Here is a 14,455-nt window from a genome sequence, read left to right on the forward strand (position 1 = left end):
TCGATAAGCGTCCCTTACCAAAGCTCTATGGAGGGATTCGATGATCCTGCGCGCCCTGACGACAGCCCTGACCGCAGCCCTGACGGCGGGGCTCCTGACCTTCGGCAGTGCTGCCCCCGCCGCGGCTCAGGCCGAAAGCCGGCCCGACATCGTCGTCGCCGTCGCCGACAACCCGCCGACGCTGGAGCCGGCCAAGGAGCTCTCCAATGTCGGCACGCGCATCACCTATTCCGTCTTCGACACGCTGATCCGCCGCGACTTCCTCTCGGCCGAGGGCGGCGGCGGCTCGACGCTCGTTCCCGCGCTCGCCACCAGCTGGAAGCGGACCGACGACAAGACGCTGGAAGTGACGCTTCGCCAGGGCGTGACGTTCCACAACGGCGCCGCCTTCACGGCCGACGACGTCGTCTTCACCTTCTCGCCCGAGCGCCTCATCGGCAAGGACTCGCCGCTGCCGCAGGGTCGCGCCTATTTCGGCGTGCTCGACCGGGTCGAGAAGGTCGACGACCACACCGTGCGCTTCATCACCAAGGCCCCCGATCCACTGCTCGAGCAGCGGCTCGCCTCCTGGGCGGCCTGGGTCGTCAACAAGGCGGACTGGCTGGAAAAGGCCAAGGGCAAGGGCTTTGCCCAGTTCCCCGTCGGCACCGGCCCGTTCATGCTCGACGACTACAAGGCCGACCAGCATGTCCGCCTGAAGGCTTTCGACGCCTACTGGGGCGGCAAGCCGACGGCGGAGACCGTGACCTTCCAGAAGGTGCCGGAGCCCGCCGCCCGCATCGCCGGCCTCGTCAGCGGCGAGTTCGACATCATCGCCAATGTCGCGCCGGACCAGATTCCCCAGATCGACGGCTATGACGACATCGAGACCCGCAGCGTCGTCCTCGCGAACGCCCATGTCCTGGTCTACAACACCGACAATGCCGTCCTGAAGGACAAGCGCGTGCGCCAGGCGATGAACCTGGCCATCGACCGCAAGCTTCTCGTCGACGCCCTCTGGGGCGGCAAGGCGCTGGTGCCGAACGGCCACCAGTATCCCGAATATGGCGACATGTACCAGGCCGACCGGCCAGCCCTCGGCTACGATCCGGAGAAGGCGAAGAAGCTCCTGGAAGAGGCCGGCTACAAGGGCGAGGCCATCACCTACTCGACCGAGCCGAACTACTATCTGAACGCCCTGCCGGCTGCCCAGGCGATCCTGGAAATGTGGAAGGCCGTCGGCATCAACGCCACGCTCGATGTCCGCGAAAAGCTCGACACCATGCCGAACGACGATCTGATGGTGCGCAACTGGTCCAACTCGACCCGCTATCCCGATCCGGTCGGCGGCCTGTGGAACACCTGGGGCCCCTTCGGCTCGGCCCAGAAGACCTGGGAGACCTGGGCGCCGCCGGAGTTCAACGCGGTCGGCCAGGCGCTGCAGACGACGCTCGACCACGACAAGCGCTATGCCCTCGCCGTGAAGCTGATGGACCTCTTCGAGGACGACGCGCCGGGCACCATCCTCTACCAGCCGCTGGAGACCTACGGCGCGCGCAAGTCGCTGAAATGGCAGCCTTATACCTTCTACTACATGGACCTCAGGCCGTATAACCTGAAGGACGAGGCGCACGGCTCGTGACGTCTGCCGTTCTTGAAAGCCGTCGCGCCGGATTCGTCGGCGCGACGCGCTCGTGGGCCGGCGCCGATGACGCACCGGCTGCGCCGCCGGTCCTTGCGATCGATCATCTCAGCGTCGGCACCGGCGACGTCGACCTCGTCATCGACGTCTCGCTGCAGGTCGCGCCCGGCGAGACGCTCTGCCTCGTCGGGGAAAGCGGCTGCGGCAAGAGCCTCACCTGCCTCGCCGCGATGGGGCTGCTGGCCGATCCCGTTCGCCAGCAGGCCGGCAGCGTGGTCCTGGGCGGCCGCGAGCTGACGGGGCTCGGCGAGAAGCAGCTCAGACAGATCCGCGGCCGCGACATGGCGATGATCTTTCAGGATCCCGTCGGCTCGCTCAATCCGGTCCAGCGCGTCGGCCGCCAGGTTGCCGAGGCGCTGGTCGTGCACGAGGGGATCGGCATGCGCGCGGCCATGCCACGAGCGATCGAGCTCCTCGATCGCGTCGGCATCAAGAATCCGGCGGAGAGGGCGAAAGCCTATCCGCACCAGCTCTCCGGCGGCATGTGCCAGCGCGTGATGATCGCCATGGCGCTCGCCTGCAAGCCGCGGCTGATCGTTGCCGACGAGGCGACGACGGCGCTCGACGTCACGACGCAGGCGCAGATCCTGAAGCTGATGAAGACCCTGCAGCAGGAGACCGGGACGGCGATGATCTTCGTCACCCACGACCTCAGCGTCGTCGCCGAGATCGCCGACCGCGTGGCGGTGATGTATTCCGGCCGGATCGTCGAGATGGGTCCCGTCGACGACATTTTCGACCATCCCGCCCATCCCTACACGCGCGGTCTGATGGACTGCCGTCTGCACGCGCTGTCGGCGGCGCCGGAGCGGCTGGCGGCGATAGCCGGCACGGTGCCGCGGCCGGCGGCCCGGCCGAGCGGCTGCGCCTACCGCACCCGCTGCCCCAAGGCGACGGCCCTCTGCGAGGCCCTGCCGGCGCCGCGCGACTTTTCGGCCGCGCAGACCGTCGCCTGCCACTATCCCGGACCGGCGCGATGACCGAAGCGATGATCGGCGCAGCCCCCGATGTTGGGCTCGAGCTGCGCGGCGTCAGCCTCCACTATGGCGGTAAGAGATCATGGCGGCGAAAGGCCGAGCCGGTGCGCGCCGTCGACGGCGTCGACATCGTGCTCGGGCCCGGCGAGACCCTCGGCATCGTCGGCGAGAGCGGCAGCGGGAAGTCGACGCTCGGCCGCATTGCCGCCGGCATCGAGGCGCCGAGCGCCGGAAGCGTGCGTTTTCGCGGCGAGCCCTATGCCGCGATCGGTTCGGCCGCGTGGCGGCGACAGCGCCGGTCTGTCCAGGTCGTCTTCCAGAACCCCTCGCAGGCGCTGGACCCGCGGCTGTCGATCGCCGCGCAGGTCCGCGAGCCGATGGACGCGCACGGCATCGACGCCGGCGGCGGGACGGTCGAGGCCATGCTGGCCCGCGTCGGCCTCGCTGGACTCGGCGGGCGGTTTCCGCACCAGCTCTCCGGCGGCCAGCTGCAGCGCGCCGTGATCGCGCGGGCCCTGTCGCTCTCGCCGGACGTGATCGTCTGCGACGAGGCGGTGAGCGCGCTCGACGTCTCGGTTCAGGCACAGATCCTGAACCTCCTGCAGGATCTGCAGGCCGAGTTCGGCGTCGCCTTTCTCTTCATCTCCCACGATCTCGGCGTCGTCCGCCATGTCAGCCATCGCATCGCGGTGATGCGGCAGGGGCAGATCGTGGAGACCGGACTGGCCGCCGAGGTCTTTGCCCGGCCGCAGCATCCCTATACGCGCGCGCTCATTGCCGCTCTGCCGGCGGCCTCGCCGGCCGCCCGCCGGCAGCGGGACGCCCGCGCTCTCGCCTCCCTCCTGAAAGCCTGACATGCCCGCTCCATCGTCTGCTCCGCCCGCCATCGTCGCCCATCGCGGCTATTCCTCGGCCCATCGCGAGAACTCGCCGGCCGCCTGGCGGGCGGCGGTCGAGGCCGGCGCCGACGTCGTCGAGGCCGACATCCGCATGACAAGCGACGGCGTCCTCGTCTGCTGCCATGACGCCGACCTGCAGCGGCTTGCCGGCCGGTCGGAGCCGATTGCCGACATCAGCGCTGCCGAACTCGCCGCTGTTACGGTGGACGGGGAGGCGGTGGCGCCTAGCCTCGACATTCTTCTCGCGACGCTGCCGGCGGGTCAGGCGATCCTCTTCGACGTGAAAGACGAGCGGCCCGACCTGCTCGACCGGCTCGTCGCCGCAGCGGACGCCTCGGGGCGCCGCGGGCTGGTCTTCGGGCTGCACACGCTGGCGACGGTCCAACACGTCCGTGCGCTGACGACGGCCAAAATCCTCGGCCTCCTCGCCGAGCCTGCGCAGGAGGATGCGTTCTTCGCGGCTGGCGGCGACATTCTGCGCCTGTGGGAAACCGACGCGACTTCCGCCCTCCTCGGCGCCGTCACCGGGCGCGGGCACCCCGTCTGGGTGACCACCGGTCATCACGGCACGACGCGCGACGTCGGCGAATTCGACGCCGACGCCTTGCGCCGCATGACCGCGGACGGCGCGACCGGCTTTCTCGTCAACGATCCCGTCGCGGCGCGCCTGGCGCTGTCCTCGTCGCTGCCGGAGGCAAGCGCGTGACCGCCGGCTCGACCCTTCTCGTCTGCTTCGACGGCCTCAGGCGCGACCGCGCCACGGCCGAGCGCATGCCGCGCCTCGCCCGCTTCATCGCCGGCGGGTCCGACATGATCAACGCCCGCAGTGTCTTCCCGAGCGAGACGCGCGTCGCCTCGACCAGCACCGTCACCGGCTGTGCACCGGGCTTGCACGGGCTCGTCGCCAACCAGTTCATCCACCGGGCGGTGACGCCGGACGGCCTGTTCAACACCGCCGATCACAAGGCGCTCGCCCGCGCCGACGCGCTCGGCCTCCTCATCGACCGCGAGAGCCTCGGCCAGCGCCTGGCGCGCGCCGGCAAGCGCTTTGCCGTCGTCACCACCGCGACCCCCGGCGCCACCACGATGATGAGCTATGGCGCCGCCAGGCTCGGCCAGCCGGTCTTCTCGGTCTATCCGGGCGTCGGCACGCCGGATCTGATGAAAAAGGCGGCCGACCATTTCGGTCCCGTGCCCGCCGGTGCGACGCCCAATACCGCCCGGATCGACTATGCGACGCGGGTTCTCACAGAGATGGTATATCCCCAGCATCGGCCGGATCTCTCGATCTTCTGGATGTCGGACCCCGACATCACCTCCCACGGCTTCGGCATCGACGCCGCCGAGACGATCGCGGCGCAGCGCGGCTGCGACGACGCCTTCGGCCGGATCCTCGACTGGTGGGAAGCGGGCGACGGGCCCGAAAACATCGTCGTCATGTCGGACCACGGCCACATCACCGGTTCCGCGAAGCTCGACCTCGCCGCCGCCCTGCCGGAATACGCGCCATGGCTCTCGCCCGGCCGCTTCGCGGGCCTCTATCTCCCGGAGCCGACGGTCGGCTCGATTACCGCAGCCGTCGAACGCCTGGCGCGCGAGCCCTTCTGCGGGCTGATCCTCGTCACACTGCCGGGTGATCCCGAGGGGACGGTTCCCGGCGCGCTGCCCGCATCCGCTTTGGGTGGGGGCCATGCCCGCTCGGCGCCGGTGTCCTTCACCCTGCGTGGCTTCCCGGCGCCGACGGAAGGCGCGCCGGAATCCTGCCTCTTCACCGGCGGCATCGAGGCCGGCGGCGGCATTCATGGCGGGCTGACGCGCGGCGAGCTGCACACGGTTCTGGCCGGTTCCGGACCCGCCTTCCGCGCCGGCTTCGTGTCCGAGACGCCGTGCTGGCTGCCGGACATCGCGCCGACGCTGCTGACCATCCTCGGCCTGCCGACCGACGGCACCAGCGGGCGCGCGCTCGCCGAGGCGCTCGCGGCAGGCGACGGCGCGGCGCCGACCGTCGGCCGGCGGACGCTGTCGGCCCGCCTCGGCGGCTACGAGCAGGGCGTCGAGCAATGGCTCGTCGATGGGCGCCCGATCACAGATTTCGGCTGGTCGTCGGGACAGAACGGGATGCCGGCATGAACGCCCGCTTTCTCCTCACCAAGCTCCTGCGCGCCGTCCTGACGCTGATTCTGGCCGTGACCTTCGTCTTCGTCGTCCTTCGCATGTCCGGCGATCCGGTGACGCAGCTCCTGCCGGACGACGCACCGGCCGCGGTCGTCGCCGCGTACCGCGAGATGCTCGGCCTCGACCGGCCTCTGCCGGAGCAGTATCTGCGCTACGTCGCAGGCATCGCGCGCGGCGATTTCGGCGTCTCGTTCCGCGACGACCGGCCGGCGCTCGACGTCGTGCTCGAGCGCGTCCCGCAGACGCTGGAGCTCGGCCTCACCGCGCTCGCTTTGACGCTCTTCCTCGGGCTCGGCGCCGGCGTCCTCGCGGCGCTGAAGCGCGGCACCGGCACCGACCACGCGACCATGGCCTTCACCATCATCGGCCATTCCATGCCGAACTTCTTTCTCGGCATCCTCCTGATCCTCCTCTTCGCCATGACTTGGCGAGTGCTGCCGAGCTCGGGCATCGGCACCTGGCAGCACATGGTCCTGCCCGCGGTGACGCTCGGCACCAGCTATGCTGCGACGGTCGCCCGCTTCACCCGCTCGTCGCTGCTGGAAGTTTTGCACCAGCCCTATATGCGCACGGCGCGGGCCAAGGGCGTTCCCTTCGCCCGCAGCATCCTCGGCCATGCCCTGCCGAACGCCGGGATCCCGATCGTCACCGTGATCGGCCTGAGGATCGGCGCGCTGATCGGCGGCGCCGTCGTCGTCGAGACGGTGTTCGCCTGGCCGGGCATCGGGCAGCTGCTCGTCAATGCCGTCGCCGCGCGCGATCTGGCGGTGGTGCAGACGGTGGTCCTCCTCATCGCCTTCACCATGGTGGTCGTGAACTTTCTCGTCGACATCACCTATGGCTGGCTCGATCCGCGCATCGGTTCCGGCCGCAGCGAGGCCCGCGCATGACCGTCGCAACCGACACGACCCTTGCCGAAGCGATGGCGACGCCGCCGCGCCGCCGCCGGCGCATGCCGTGGGTCATCGTCCTCTGCAGCGCCTGGCTGGTGCTGGCGCTCGTTCTCGCCGTCGGCGCCGACTGGATCGCGCCCTACGGCTATGCCGAGCAGAGCCTCTTGAAGCGCCTGAAGCCGCCGGCCTTTCTCGGCGGCGACCCGGCCCATCTTCTCGGCACCGACGGGCTCGGCCGCGACGTCCTCTCGCGGCTGATCTACGCCATGCGCTCCAGCCTTCTCATCGCCTTCTGCGGCACGCTGATCGGCTCGGTCGTCGGCACCTTCCTCGGCTTCCTCGCCGCGCATTTTCGCGGCTGGGTCGAGGAGACGGTTATGCTGGCGGTCGACTTCCAGGCCTCGATGCCCTTCCTCATCATCGCGCTGGCGGTCCTCGCCTTTTTCGGCAACAGCTTCGAGCTGTTCCTGTTCGTCATCGGTTTCTACGGCTGGGAGGTCTATGCGCGGCTGACGCGCGGCCTCGTCCTGCAGGCGAATGGGCAGGGCTATGCCTTCGCGATCCGCACGCTCGGCATCCACCCGTTCCGGATCTATCTCCGGCATGTCCTGCCCAACATCCTCAGCGTCCTCGTCGTGCAGGTGACGCTGAACTTTCCCGAACTGATCCTGCTGGAGACCTCGCTCTCCTTCCTCGGCCTCGGCGTGCAGCCACCGCAGACGAGCCTCGGCCTGATGCTCGGCGAGGGCCGCAACTACATCGCCAGTGCCTGGTGGATGGCAATCCCTGCCGGCATTGCGATTTTCCTGACGACGCTCGGCGTCAGCCTTCTCGGCGACTACCTTCGTGACCGGCTCGATCCGACACTGCGTACCGCAGAGCGCTAATAAGCGCCTGTGACCCACTCCTTCGTGAGGATGATGACAAGGAGCCAACAGCGAAGGGAATCTCCACCGTCATAGAAGGGCCGAAAGCGGTCTTTCAGCTTTCCGGGCATCGGACAGGAAAGCAGCCATTCCCATGACGACCCTTTGCTTCCTTCAGTCTCCCCATCGGCCGCTTGGGTACCATGACCGCAATCATTTTCCGGGGCACGAGCGCCTCTGCTTAGTCATGCGTGTGCCACGAGAGCGCTCCTGGTGAGTTCCTGGACATGCCCTGTGCCAAGAGAGTGCTGTCGCACACCGGCAAGCCGCGAGTTCGCCACCCTCGTCGACTGGTTCGACAACCGCCGACTCCTCGAGCCTATCGGAAACATTCCCCGCAGAGGCCGAGGAACGCGACGACGCTCAGCCTGAGGTGACCTCGATCGCCGCAGGACCCAAACCGTTCAGCCTCCGAGAATCCAGGGTGGTTCACAATGCCCGGAGCACGAGACTATGAGAGGCGGCCGAACACGAACGTCGCCAGCGGGGCGGCATCCCGTTCGACATCGACATAGCCACGCGATCCCAGCAGCGCCTCGATTTCCGCGGGATCGGTGACCTCGCCACCGCCGCGCAGCGTGCGCAAGGAAGACATCACCGCCATGAAGGCATCGTCCGGCTGGGTGTAGAGCGCGGCAACGAGCCAAGCGCCGCTACAGGAGGCCGCCCTGACCCGGTCGATCGCTTTTTCGAGGACCGCCCGCGACATGAACATGGTCGGCAGCCAGACCAGAGTATAGCGCGGCCCCGGCGTCAGGGCCTTCACGTCGAGATGGGTGAGGCAGATCCGCCCGGCATGCGGGCTGGCGGCGACGTTCTTCTCGGCAAGGCCAAGGGCAAATTCCCATCGATCGATCCCTTCGACATGGAGATCGGGACAGGTTTCTGCGGCTCTGAGCGCAATGCCCCCAACCCCGGTTCCGACGTCGAGAAACAGACCCGTCAGGGCCTGACGCAGCAGGGGACGCGTTTCGGCGAGGGCGAGGATGCGGTCGAAGGCACTGCGGGACGCCCTTCCGATCGACTGGAGAAGCTCGGGATCCTCGACCCGAAAGCCCGGGGGGCGATCCGGGTGGCGCAGCAGTTCGCCCCCCTCGGCAAAGGCCATCTCGGCCGCGGTGAGCAGCTGGGCAATGTCCGCCTCGTCCGGTGCGGCGATGCCGGCGCCGGCGGACAGTTCAGCGCCGATGTCGATCAGGTCACGGATGGCGGGGTCCGCCGCGTCGCTGTTCTGCAACTTCAGCGACGCGCCGACGACCGCCAGCATCCGCGCGGAACGAGTGAGATCCTGGATACGACGAGCATGGGTTTCCGACACGGGAACACTCCTTCATAATTCATGATGGCTTGGTGGACGGGAAGGCACGGCTACCGCCGCGCCGCGCCCCGCTGGCGGTCATGGCCGATGTCGCGGCGCCCCGGTTTCGGTGTTGAGGTTCTGGACCGGTTGCTCCCGCCAGAGATCCCGACCGAGCGGAGCAAAATGGCCGCCCGGCAGCCTCGCCAGACCGATGTCGCGCAGCTGGTGGTCGGACATCTGCCGCAACAGATCCTCGTCGCGCCGAATCCGCAGAAACGTCCTTTGCGCCGTCAGGAAACGCTGCGCCATCGCCAGGAGATATCTTCCCAGGCCCAGCAACGGGTGACGCTTCGCGTCGTCGGTTCCTTGCGCCGGACGCCGCTGGCCGACCGCCGACATTTCCGACCGTTCGAATGAAATCTGTCTGTGCATTTTTCAATCCTCACGTTCACTCGAGCCCCCCGTCCGGGTTGCTTCGAGCCGGGTTTTGCGGCTCGCGGATTGCCTTCCTGTTTCGAAGGGGCGGTGATTGCCTACAATCGCAACGCGAAGGGCCGCCGACAGCGCTCGCCTGGCCCGGCGCCATCCCTGGACGCCGGGTATTGCGTTCTTCACGGGCACTTCAGAGCGACAGAGCGTTGCAGATTGCGGCCGCCACAGGCGCGACGGTGAAGGGGGCGTTATGATTTCGCCCGCCGCGCGCTCTCCCCAGCATCGGCTTCGATTGAAACTCCGGCACGGGTTTCGAAGCGGAGCTGTAACGCGCGTCCTCCAGCTTCGGCATCGTGTCGAACAAGACGAGGAAGATATTCGGATGAATATGTCAGTGCCAAACGGGCCGGTTACTCCCGACTTTACCCGTGAATGGTGGGAGGTGACGCCCGGCGAGCGTTTCATCATCCGGGCCTCGGTCGCGGAGACCGCGGGCCTCTACACCATGCTGGAGGTCGTGGCCGACCCTCGCAACGGTGTTCCCCTGCATGTGCACGCGAACGAGGAGGAGCACTTCGTCATCCTCGAAGGTCATGTCCATCTCGTTTACGGTGACCAGAGCGTCGAACTGTCGGCGGGCGAGGCCGTGACCGTGAAACGGGGTACGGCCCACGCCTGGTGCAATCTGTCGGACCGGATCGCCCGGATGCTGATCATCTTCGCGCCCGGCAATCTCGAGAAGACGTTCAGGCTCATCGGCTCCTTGAAGGGCGACGATCTCGCGGCCGTGCTGGAATCCAACGAAAGCGATGGCTCGACGATCGTCGGCCCCCCGCCTTTCGACGACGTCTACACCGTCCTGTCGCCTCGGCCGAGGCCGTGAGGGCCGATCCTGCCGCCGCCCCAATTCCCGCAGAACGTGTGGATCGGTATCCGCAATAGCATCGCCGGCGCTTGTGGCTTCCGCTGGCCAATGCCAGAAATACCGTCGGAATTCCCGCATCCCATGACAGCCCCGGCTTCGCCGGACCGAAAGCGCAAGGACCGTCGCTGCCGTCCGGCAGGCCGGCGGTCGACTGACGCCGCGACGAACCGGATCGGTGCCCGACCGGCCGATCCCGGCGTCCAGACGATCGATCGTCGGCTCCCCCTCGGCCTCGACGATCGGCCGTCTCGCATCGATGCCACCCTCCTCGCCTCTCCGCCGAGGCTCCCATGGACAGAAAGGATCTCTTGAAATGCGTGCTTCCATCGTGGGCCGTTCGATCGTGACGATCGTCGCCGGCCTCCTCCTTCTCGACGGCTTTCTCCAGCTGGCTTCGCCACCGATGATGGTCGAAACCCTGGCGCATTCCGGATTTGCAGCCGACAGCGGACCGCGCCTCGCCGTCTTCACCTTGACCTGCGCCTGCCTCCTGATCATCCCGCGCCTGTCGCCGCTCGGGGCGGTGCTCTGCACCGGATTCCTCGGGGGCGCGATCGCCACCCATTTTCGCATCGACGGGTTTGGATCGCCGCCGCAGCTGATCTGCCTCGTCCTCGGCATGCTCATCTGGCTGGGCATGGCGCTGGCCGATCCCCGCGTCCGCGCCTTCCTGCCGGCCGGTCTCGGCCGCCGTTCGCCGGCAGGATGGTCCGCCGGCGAGCGATCCGGCTACTGAAGACGCCAGGCGACCAGGGCGGTCGCGATGGCATGCGCCGGGGGACGTCGCGCCCTCTGAGCGCGACGTCCGGACAGACCCCTCCATGGGAGCGGGAAAAACCCTGCCGCATCAGACCGTCGGCACGGTTCCGCCGTCGATCACCACCTCCGTCCCGGTGATGGAGGCCGCGCGCGGCGAGACCAGAAACGCGACGAGGTCTGCGACCTCCTGCGGCTGGGCGGGACGCCCCAGTGGGATCCCGCCGAGACTGTCCATGATGATGCGCTTGCCGCCCTCATAATCGGTCCCGGCCTGCTCGGCCAGACGCTGGGCCAGACGAACGGAAGCTTCGGTCTCCACCCAGCCGGGTGAGACGCGCACCACGCGCACGCCCTTCGGCGCCAGCTCCTTCGACAGCGCCTTGCTGTAGGTGGCGAGGGCGCCTTTGGCGGCGGCATAGCCGATGGTGGACTCCGGCAGCGGCAGTTCGTGCTGGATGGAGGTGACGTGGATCACGACGCCCGACCCGCGCTCGAGCATTCCCGGCACCAGAGCCCGGTCGATGCGCACGGCCGCCATCAGGTTCTGGTTGATCTCCTTCATCCAGATCTCGTCGCTGAGCGCCGCGAAACCGCCCCCGGGCGCGCTCGATCCGCCGAGGACGTTGACGAGAATATCGACGCCGCCCAGTTCGGTCTCGGCCGACCGCGCGAAGTCGGCGCAGCCCTCGGCAGACATCAGATCGGCCGCAAAGAACCCGACCGTCTCCGGCAAATCGTCCGGCCTCGACCGGGCCCCCGTCACGACGCGGGCACCGGCGCCGACCAGCGCGGCAACGACGGCCCCGCCGACGCCCTTGGTGCCGCCCGTCACGACGGCCCGGCGACCGGTGAGATCGATCCAGCCGGCGCCCATCATCCGATCTCCAGCGCTGCGATGCGGCCATCGCGGAGGGTGAAGCGATGGGTGAGCGTCACCGGGCTGCCGGGGAACGATCCCGTCACCCTGGCCGGGACCTCGAGGACCCCGCCCTGCCGCTCGACCGACAGCGGCCGCGCCGTGAACGGCGTGCGCGCCATCGTCTCGACGCGCCAGTCGCGGATCGCGAGAAGGCCGCGGTGGTGCCTCGCCTCATCGCAGACGACGGCGTCGTCGGTAAACACGGTGCTGAGTTCTGCCATCGTGGCGTCGGCGGCCAGATCGAAGTAGAGGGCTAGTGCCTCGGGTGCGTTTAACATGTCATCTCCTGTCAAATGCTGTTGTGGTTCCCCAAAGATCATTCTAAGCTCGGAGAATGACAAGTACGCACGAAAAAGTAGGGTACTTACGTCCGAGTAAGCCCGCCGAGCACACGCCCTTTACGGCCGCCTCCGGCGTCGAACATGTCGTGCGCATGCTGGAGGGGCGGTGGAAGCTGGTGATCCTGTTCCATCTCTTCGGCGGCCGGCTGCTGCGCTTCTCCGATCTGGAGCGGGCGATCCCCGACATCTCGCAGAAGATGCTGATCCAGCAACTGCGCCAGATGGAGGCCGACGGGATCGTCACGCGCCTCGTGCACCACCAGGTGCCGCCCAAGGTCGAGTACGGGCTGACGGCGTGGGGCCAGTCGCTCTGCCCGGCGCTGGACGCGCTCCTGACATGGGCGGAGGCGAAGCCGGAAGGCACGCACACGCCGTGACGACGCGCTTCAGCGGCGGCGGGAGCCGGGGCGACGCTGCCGCCTGACGAGGCCGAGCTGCGTGACGAGGACCATCGCCGCGCCGAGCCCCCAGCCGGCGACGACGTCGCTCGGCCAGTGGGCGCCGGCCGCCACCCGGGCGAGACAGGCCGCGGCGCCGGCGGTGAAGAGCGGCATGCGCCAGCGGGGAAGCCGCATGGCCAGACCGAGAACGATGGCGGCGACACAGGCGGCCTGCGCTGACGGCAGGGCGGCGAAACGATCGTCGAAGGCCATCGGCTCGAAGCGCCATGCATCGGCTCCGGCAGAGGGTCGGATGCGGCCGATCAGGTGCTTGAGAGTCGCGGCTGCGGCGAGCGATGCCGCGGCGGAGACGAGGACCAGCGTCGCGGTGTGGCCGGGAAGCTGCGCCGGATCGGCGGGTCGCCTGCGACCCGGGCGGGTCGGCGCCACCAGCGCCGCGAGGACCGCCGCGACAGCCAGGACGGCGCCGGGAAGGGCCAGCCAGTTCGAGAACGCGGCCCCGCTGCCGGGCTGGCGGGACTGCTGGGTCGCCACCCAGGCGGCCACGGGCGTGTCGACCCAGACCATGACGGGAAGAATCACAAGCAAAGAGACGGCCAGACCCTTGCCTCGCATGGATCAGGCCTCGGCCAGAAGCGGCGTGTAGCTGTGCCGATACAGGGGCATGCCGGCGAAGCGCAGCAGCCTGGTGCTGATCCCCGCGGGCAGACGGCGGAGGCGGTCGCGGGTTTCCGATTGTCCCTGGACCCAATCGACTCTGGGCTTACGGCGCGCGGCGTAGCAGCCGAGCGCCGTGTCGAGATCACCGGGCGCGGCGATCGCGGCGGCCAGAAGCAAGGCATCCTCGCAGGCCATTCCGGCGCCCTCGGCCATGCTGGGGGATGTCGCATGCGCCGCATCGCCGATCAGCACGACACGGCCGCTGAAGCTTGTCCGCGGTTGAACCGTCTCGATGCGGCTGAAATACAGCGGCGTCTCGGGCAGGAGCTGATCGAGCAGCGGCCCGATCGGCGCGGCGAAATCGGCGAAATAGGATCGCAGCTGCGCGCCGCTGGCCCGTTCTCGCGGATCGCCCGCCGTCTGGGTGATCTCGGCGTAAACGTACAGCGTCGAGCGGTCCACCGGCTCCGCCAGGAGCGTCCGGCCCTTGGACACCATGACCGTCCAGGCGTCGATGCCCGAAAGGTTCCGGGCGAAGAAGCGCCAGCATCCGTTGCCGGTATAGGTCGGCGACGCGGGATCGATGGCCAGCCGGCGGATCGTGGAATGGAGGCCGTCCGCCCCCACGACAAGGTCGTAGGTCTGGGCGCTCTGGTCGTCGAACGTCACCTCACAGCCGTTGGCGATCTGCCGAAGCTCGGTGACGCCCCGGCCGGTTCGGATGGGCAGGCCAGCGACCGATTCCCGCAGGATCGCGTGCAGGGCGGAGCGCGGCATGCCGAGGCAGGGTCCGCAATCCGTCCAGAAGGCCTCGGCGTCGATGCTGCTGAGGTGTCTCCCCCGATGGTCGTAGAAATCCTGCCGGCGGATCGGCACCGCCGCCTCGATCATTTGCGGCATGAGCCCGAGGCGTCCGAAGGCTCGGGACGCATTGCCGGGCAGGAACAGCCCGAAGCCCGGTGACCGCCAGTCGTAGCGCCGCTCGACGATGTCGGCCGAGATGCCGCGGGACAGAAGCGCGCGCGCCAGCGAGAGGCCGGCCAGACCGGCGCCGACGATGAGTATCTTCACGGTTGTTCCTCGCGTTTTCGAAAGCGGTTGTCGCGGTTCGCGGCACCGTCCGAAGAGGTGTCGGCGGGGCAGACCGCCGCCGATGCCTGACGGCCG

The 14,455-nt window shown here is 68.5% G+C and carries 16 protein-coding genes and 1 pseudogene; 11 read left to right on the plus strand and 6 right to left on the minus strand.

Going from position 1 to position 14,455, the window contains the following annotated elements; translation table 11 throughout:
* Positions 1-40 precede the first annotated feature (40 nt).
* The 8 genes and pseudogenes from IEX88_RS20645 to IEX88_RS26895 all read left to right on the plus strand — a co-directional run.
* Positions 41-1,621 carry an ABC transporter substrate-binding protein gene (locus tag IEX88_RS20645; RefSeq protein ID WP_188854373.1) on the plus strand — a complete coding sequence of 527 codons (1,581 nt, stop codon included), beginning with the start codon at positions 41-43 and terminating at the stop codon, positions 1,619-1,621.
* Between the two features lie 98 nt (positions 1,622-1,719).
* Positions 1,720-2,661 carry an ABC transporter ATP-binding protein gene (locus IEX88_RS20650; RefSeq protein ID WP_373289636.1) on the plus strand — a complete coding sequence of 314 codons (942 nt, stop codon included), beginning with the start codon at positions 1,720-1,722 and terminating at the stop codon, positions 2,659-2,661.
* The gene (locus tag IEX88_RS20655; RefSeq protein WP_244640406.1) at positions 2,658-3,512 is read left to right on the plus strand and encodes an ATP-binding cassette domain-containing protein; all 855 of its coding nucleotides are present in this window, start codon (positions 2,658-2,660) and stop codon (positions 3,510-3,512) included. Before IEX88_RS20650 ends, IEX88_RS20655 begins: the two co-directional genes overlap by 4 nt.
* 1 nt (position 3,513) lies before the next feature.
* Complete coding sequence (locus IEX88_RS20660) at positions 3,514-4,263, plus strand: glycerophosphodiester phosphodiesterase (RefSeq protein WP_188854375.1); 750 nt, start codon at positions 3,514-3,516, stop codon at positions 4,261-4,263.
* Entirely contained in the window at positions 4,260-5,687 is a 1,428-nt protein-coding gene (locus IEX88_RS20665; RefSeq protein ID WP_188854376.1) for an alkaline phosphatase family protein, read from the plus strand. The genes IEX88_RS20660 and IEX88_RS20665 overlap by 4 nt, the downstream gene beginning before the upstream one ends.
* Positions 5,684-6,622 (plus strand): ABC transporter permease, encoded by a 939-nt coding sequence (locus IEX88_RS20670; protein ID WP_188854377.1) that lies wholly within the window; start codon positions 5,684-5,686, stop codon positions 6,620-6,622. Before IEX88_RS20665 ends, IEX88_RS20670 begins: the two co-directional genes overlap by 4 nt.
* A gap of 32 nt (positions 6,623-6,654) precedes the next feature.
* Positions 6,655-7,512 (plus strand): ABC transporter permease, encoded by an 858-nt coding sequence (locus IEX88_RS20675; RefSeq protein WP_210319312.1) that lies wholly within the window; start codon positions 6,655-6,657, stop codon positions 7,510-7,512.
* A 309-nt stretch (positions 7,513-7,821) separates the two neighbouring features.
* Positions 7,822-7,942, plus strand: a pseudogene (locus IEX88_RS26895) (IS3 family transposase); the annotation flags it as partial.
* Between the two features lie 60 nt (positions 7,943-8,002).
* Here the strand turns inward: IEX88_RS26895 and IEX88_RS20680 are convergent.
* Positions 8,003-8,869 carry a methyltransferase domain-containing protein gene (locus IEX88_RS20680; protein WP_188854379.1) on the minus strand — a complete coding sequence of 289 codons (867 nt, stop codon included), beginning with the start codon at positions 8,867-8,869 and terminating at the stop codon, positions 8,003-8,005.
* A gap of 78 nt (positions 8,870-8,947) precedes the next feature.
* The gene (locus IEX88_RS20685) at positions 8,948-9,283 is read right to left on the minus strand and encodes a hypothetical protein (protein WP_188854380.1); all 336 of its coding nucleotides are present in this window, start codon (positions 9,281-9,283) and stop codon (positions 8,948-8,950) included.
* A gap of 382 nt (positions 9,284-9,665) precedes the next feature.
* Here IEX88_RS20685 and IEX88_RS20690 point away from each other — a divergent pair, with 382 nt between their 5' ends.
* On the plus strand, positions 9,666-10,166 hold the full coding sequence (locus IEX88_RS20690) for a cupin domain-containing protein (RefSeq protein ID WP_188854381.1): 501 nt from the start codon (positions 9,666-9,668) through the stop codon (positions 10,164-10,166).
* 355 nt (positions 10,167-10,521) lie between these two features.
* The gene (locus IEX88_RS20695; RefSeq protein WP_188854382.1) at positions 10,522-10,944 is read left to right on the plus strand and encodes a DoxX family protein; all 423 of its coding nucleotides are present in this window, start codon (positions 10,522-10,524) and stop codon (positions 10,942-10,944) included.
* A gap of 111 nt (positions 10,945-11,055) precedes the next feature.
* Here the strand turns inward: IEX88_RS20695 and IEX88_RS20700 are convergent, their stop codons facing one another.
* The gene (locus tag IEX88_RS20700) at positions 11,056-11,841 is read right to left on the minus strand and encodes an SDR family oxidoreductase (protein ID WP_188854416.1); all 786 of its coding nucleotides are present in this window, start codon (positions 11,839-11,841) and stop codon (positions 11,056-11,058) included.
* Positions 11,841-12,164 carry a nuclear transport factor 2 family protein gene (locus tag IEX88_RS20705; protein ID WP_188854383.1) on the minus strand — a complete coding sequence of 108 codons (324 nt, stop codon included), beginning with the start codon at positions 12,162-12,164 and terminating at the stop codon, positions 11,841-11,843. Before IEX88_RS20705 ends, IEX88_RS20700 begins: the two co-directional genes overlap by 1 nt.
* A 56-nt stretch (positions 12,165-12,220) precedes the next feature.
* Between IEX88_RS20705 and IEX88_RS20710 the strand changes: the two genes are divergently transcribed.
* A complete protein-coding gene (locus IEX88_RS20710) occupies positions 12,221-12,604 on the plus strand; it encodes a winged helix-turn-helix transcriptional regulator (protein WP_188854384.1) in 384 nt (127 codons plus the stop codon).
* Between the two features lie 9 nt (positions 12,605-12,613).
* Here IEX88_RS20710 and IEX88_RS20715 read toward each other — a convergent pair whose 3' ends face one another.
* Together IEX88_RS20715 and IEX88_RS20720 are read right to left on the minus strand one after the other, a co-directional pair.
* Positions 12,614-13,195, minus strand: coding sequence for a phosphatase PAP2 family protein (locus tag IEX88_RS20715; RefSeq protein WP_188854385.1), 582 nt, complete (start codon positions 13,193-13,195; stop codon positions 12,614-12,616).
* A 51-nt stretch (positions 13,196-13,246) separates the two neighbouring features.
* Positions 13,247-14,359 (minus strand): FAD-dependent monooxygenase, encoded by a 1,113-nt coding sequence (locus IEX88_RS20720; protein ID WP_188854386.1) that lies wholly within the window; start codon positions 14,357-14,359, stop codon positions 13,247-13,249.
* Between the last annotated feature and the right edge of the window lie 96 nt (positions 14,360-14,455).

This window comes from Aureimonas glaciei (genome assembly GCF_014643375.1).
Classification (GTDB): Bacteria; Pseudomonadota; Alphaproteobacteria; order Rhizobiales; family Rhizobiaceae; genus Plantimonas; species Plantimonas glaciei.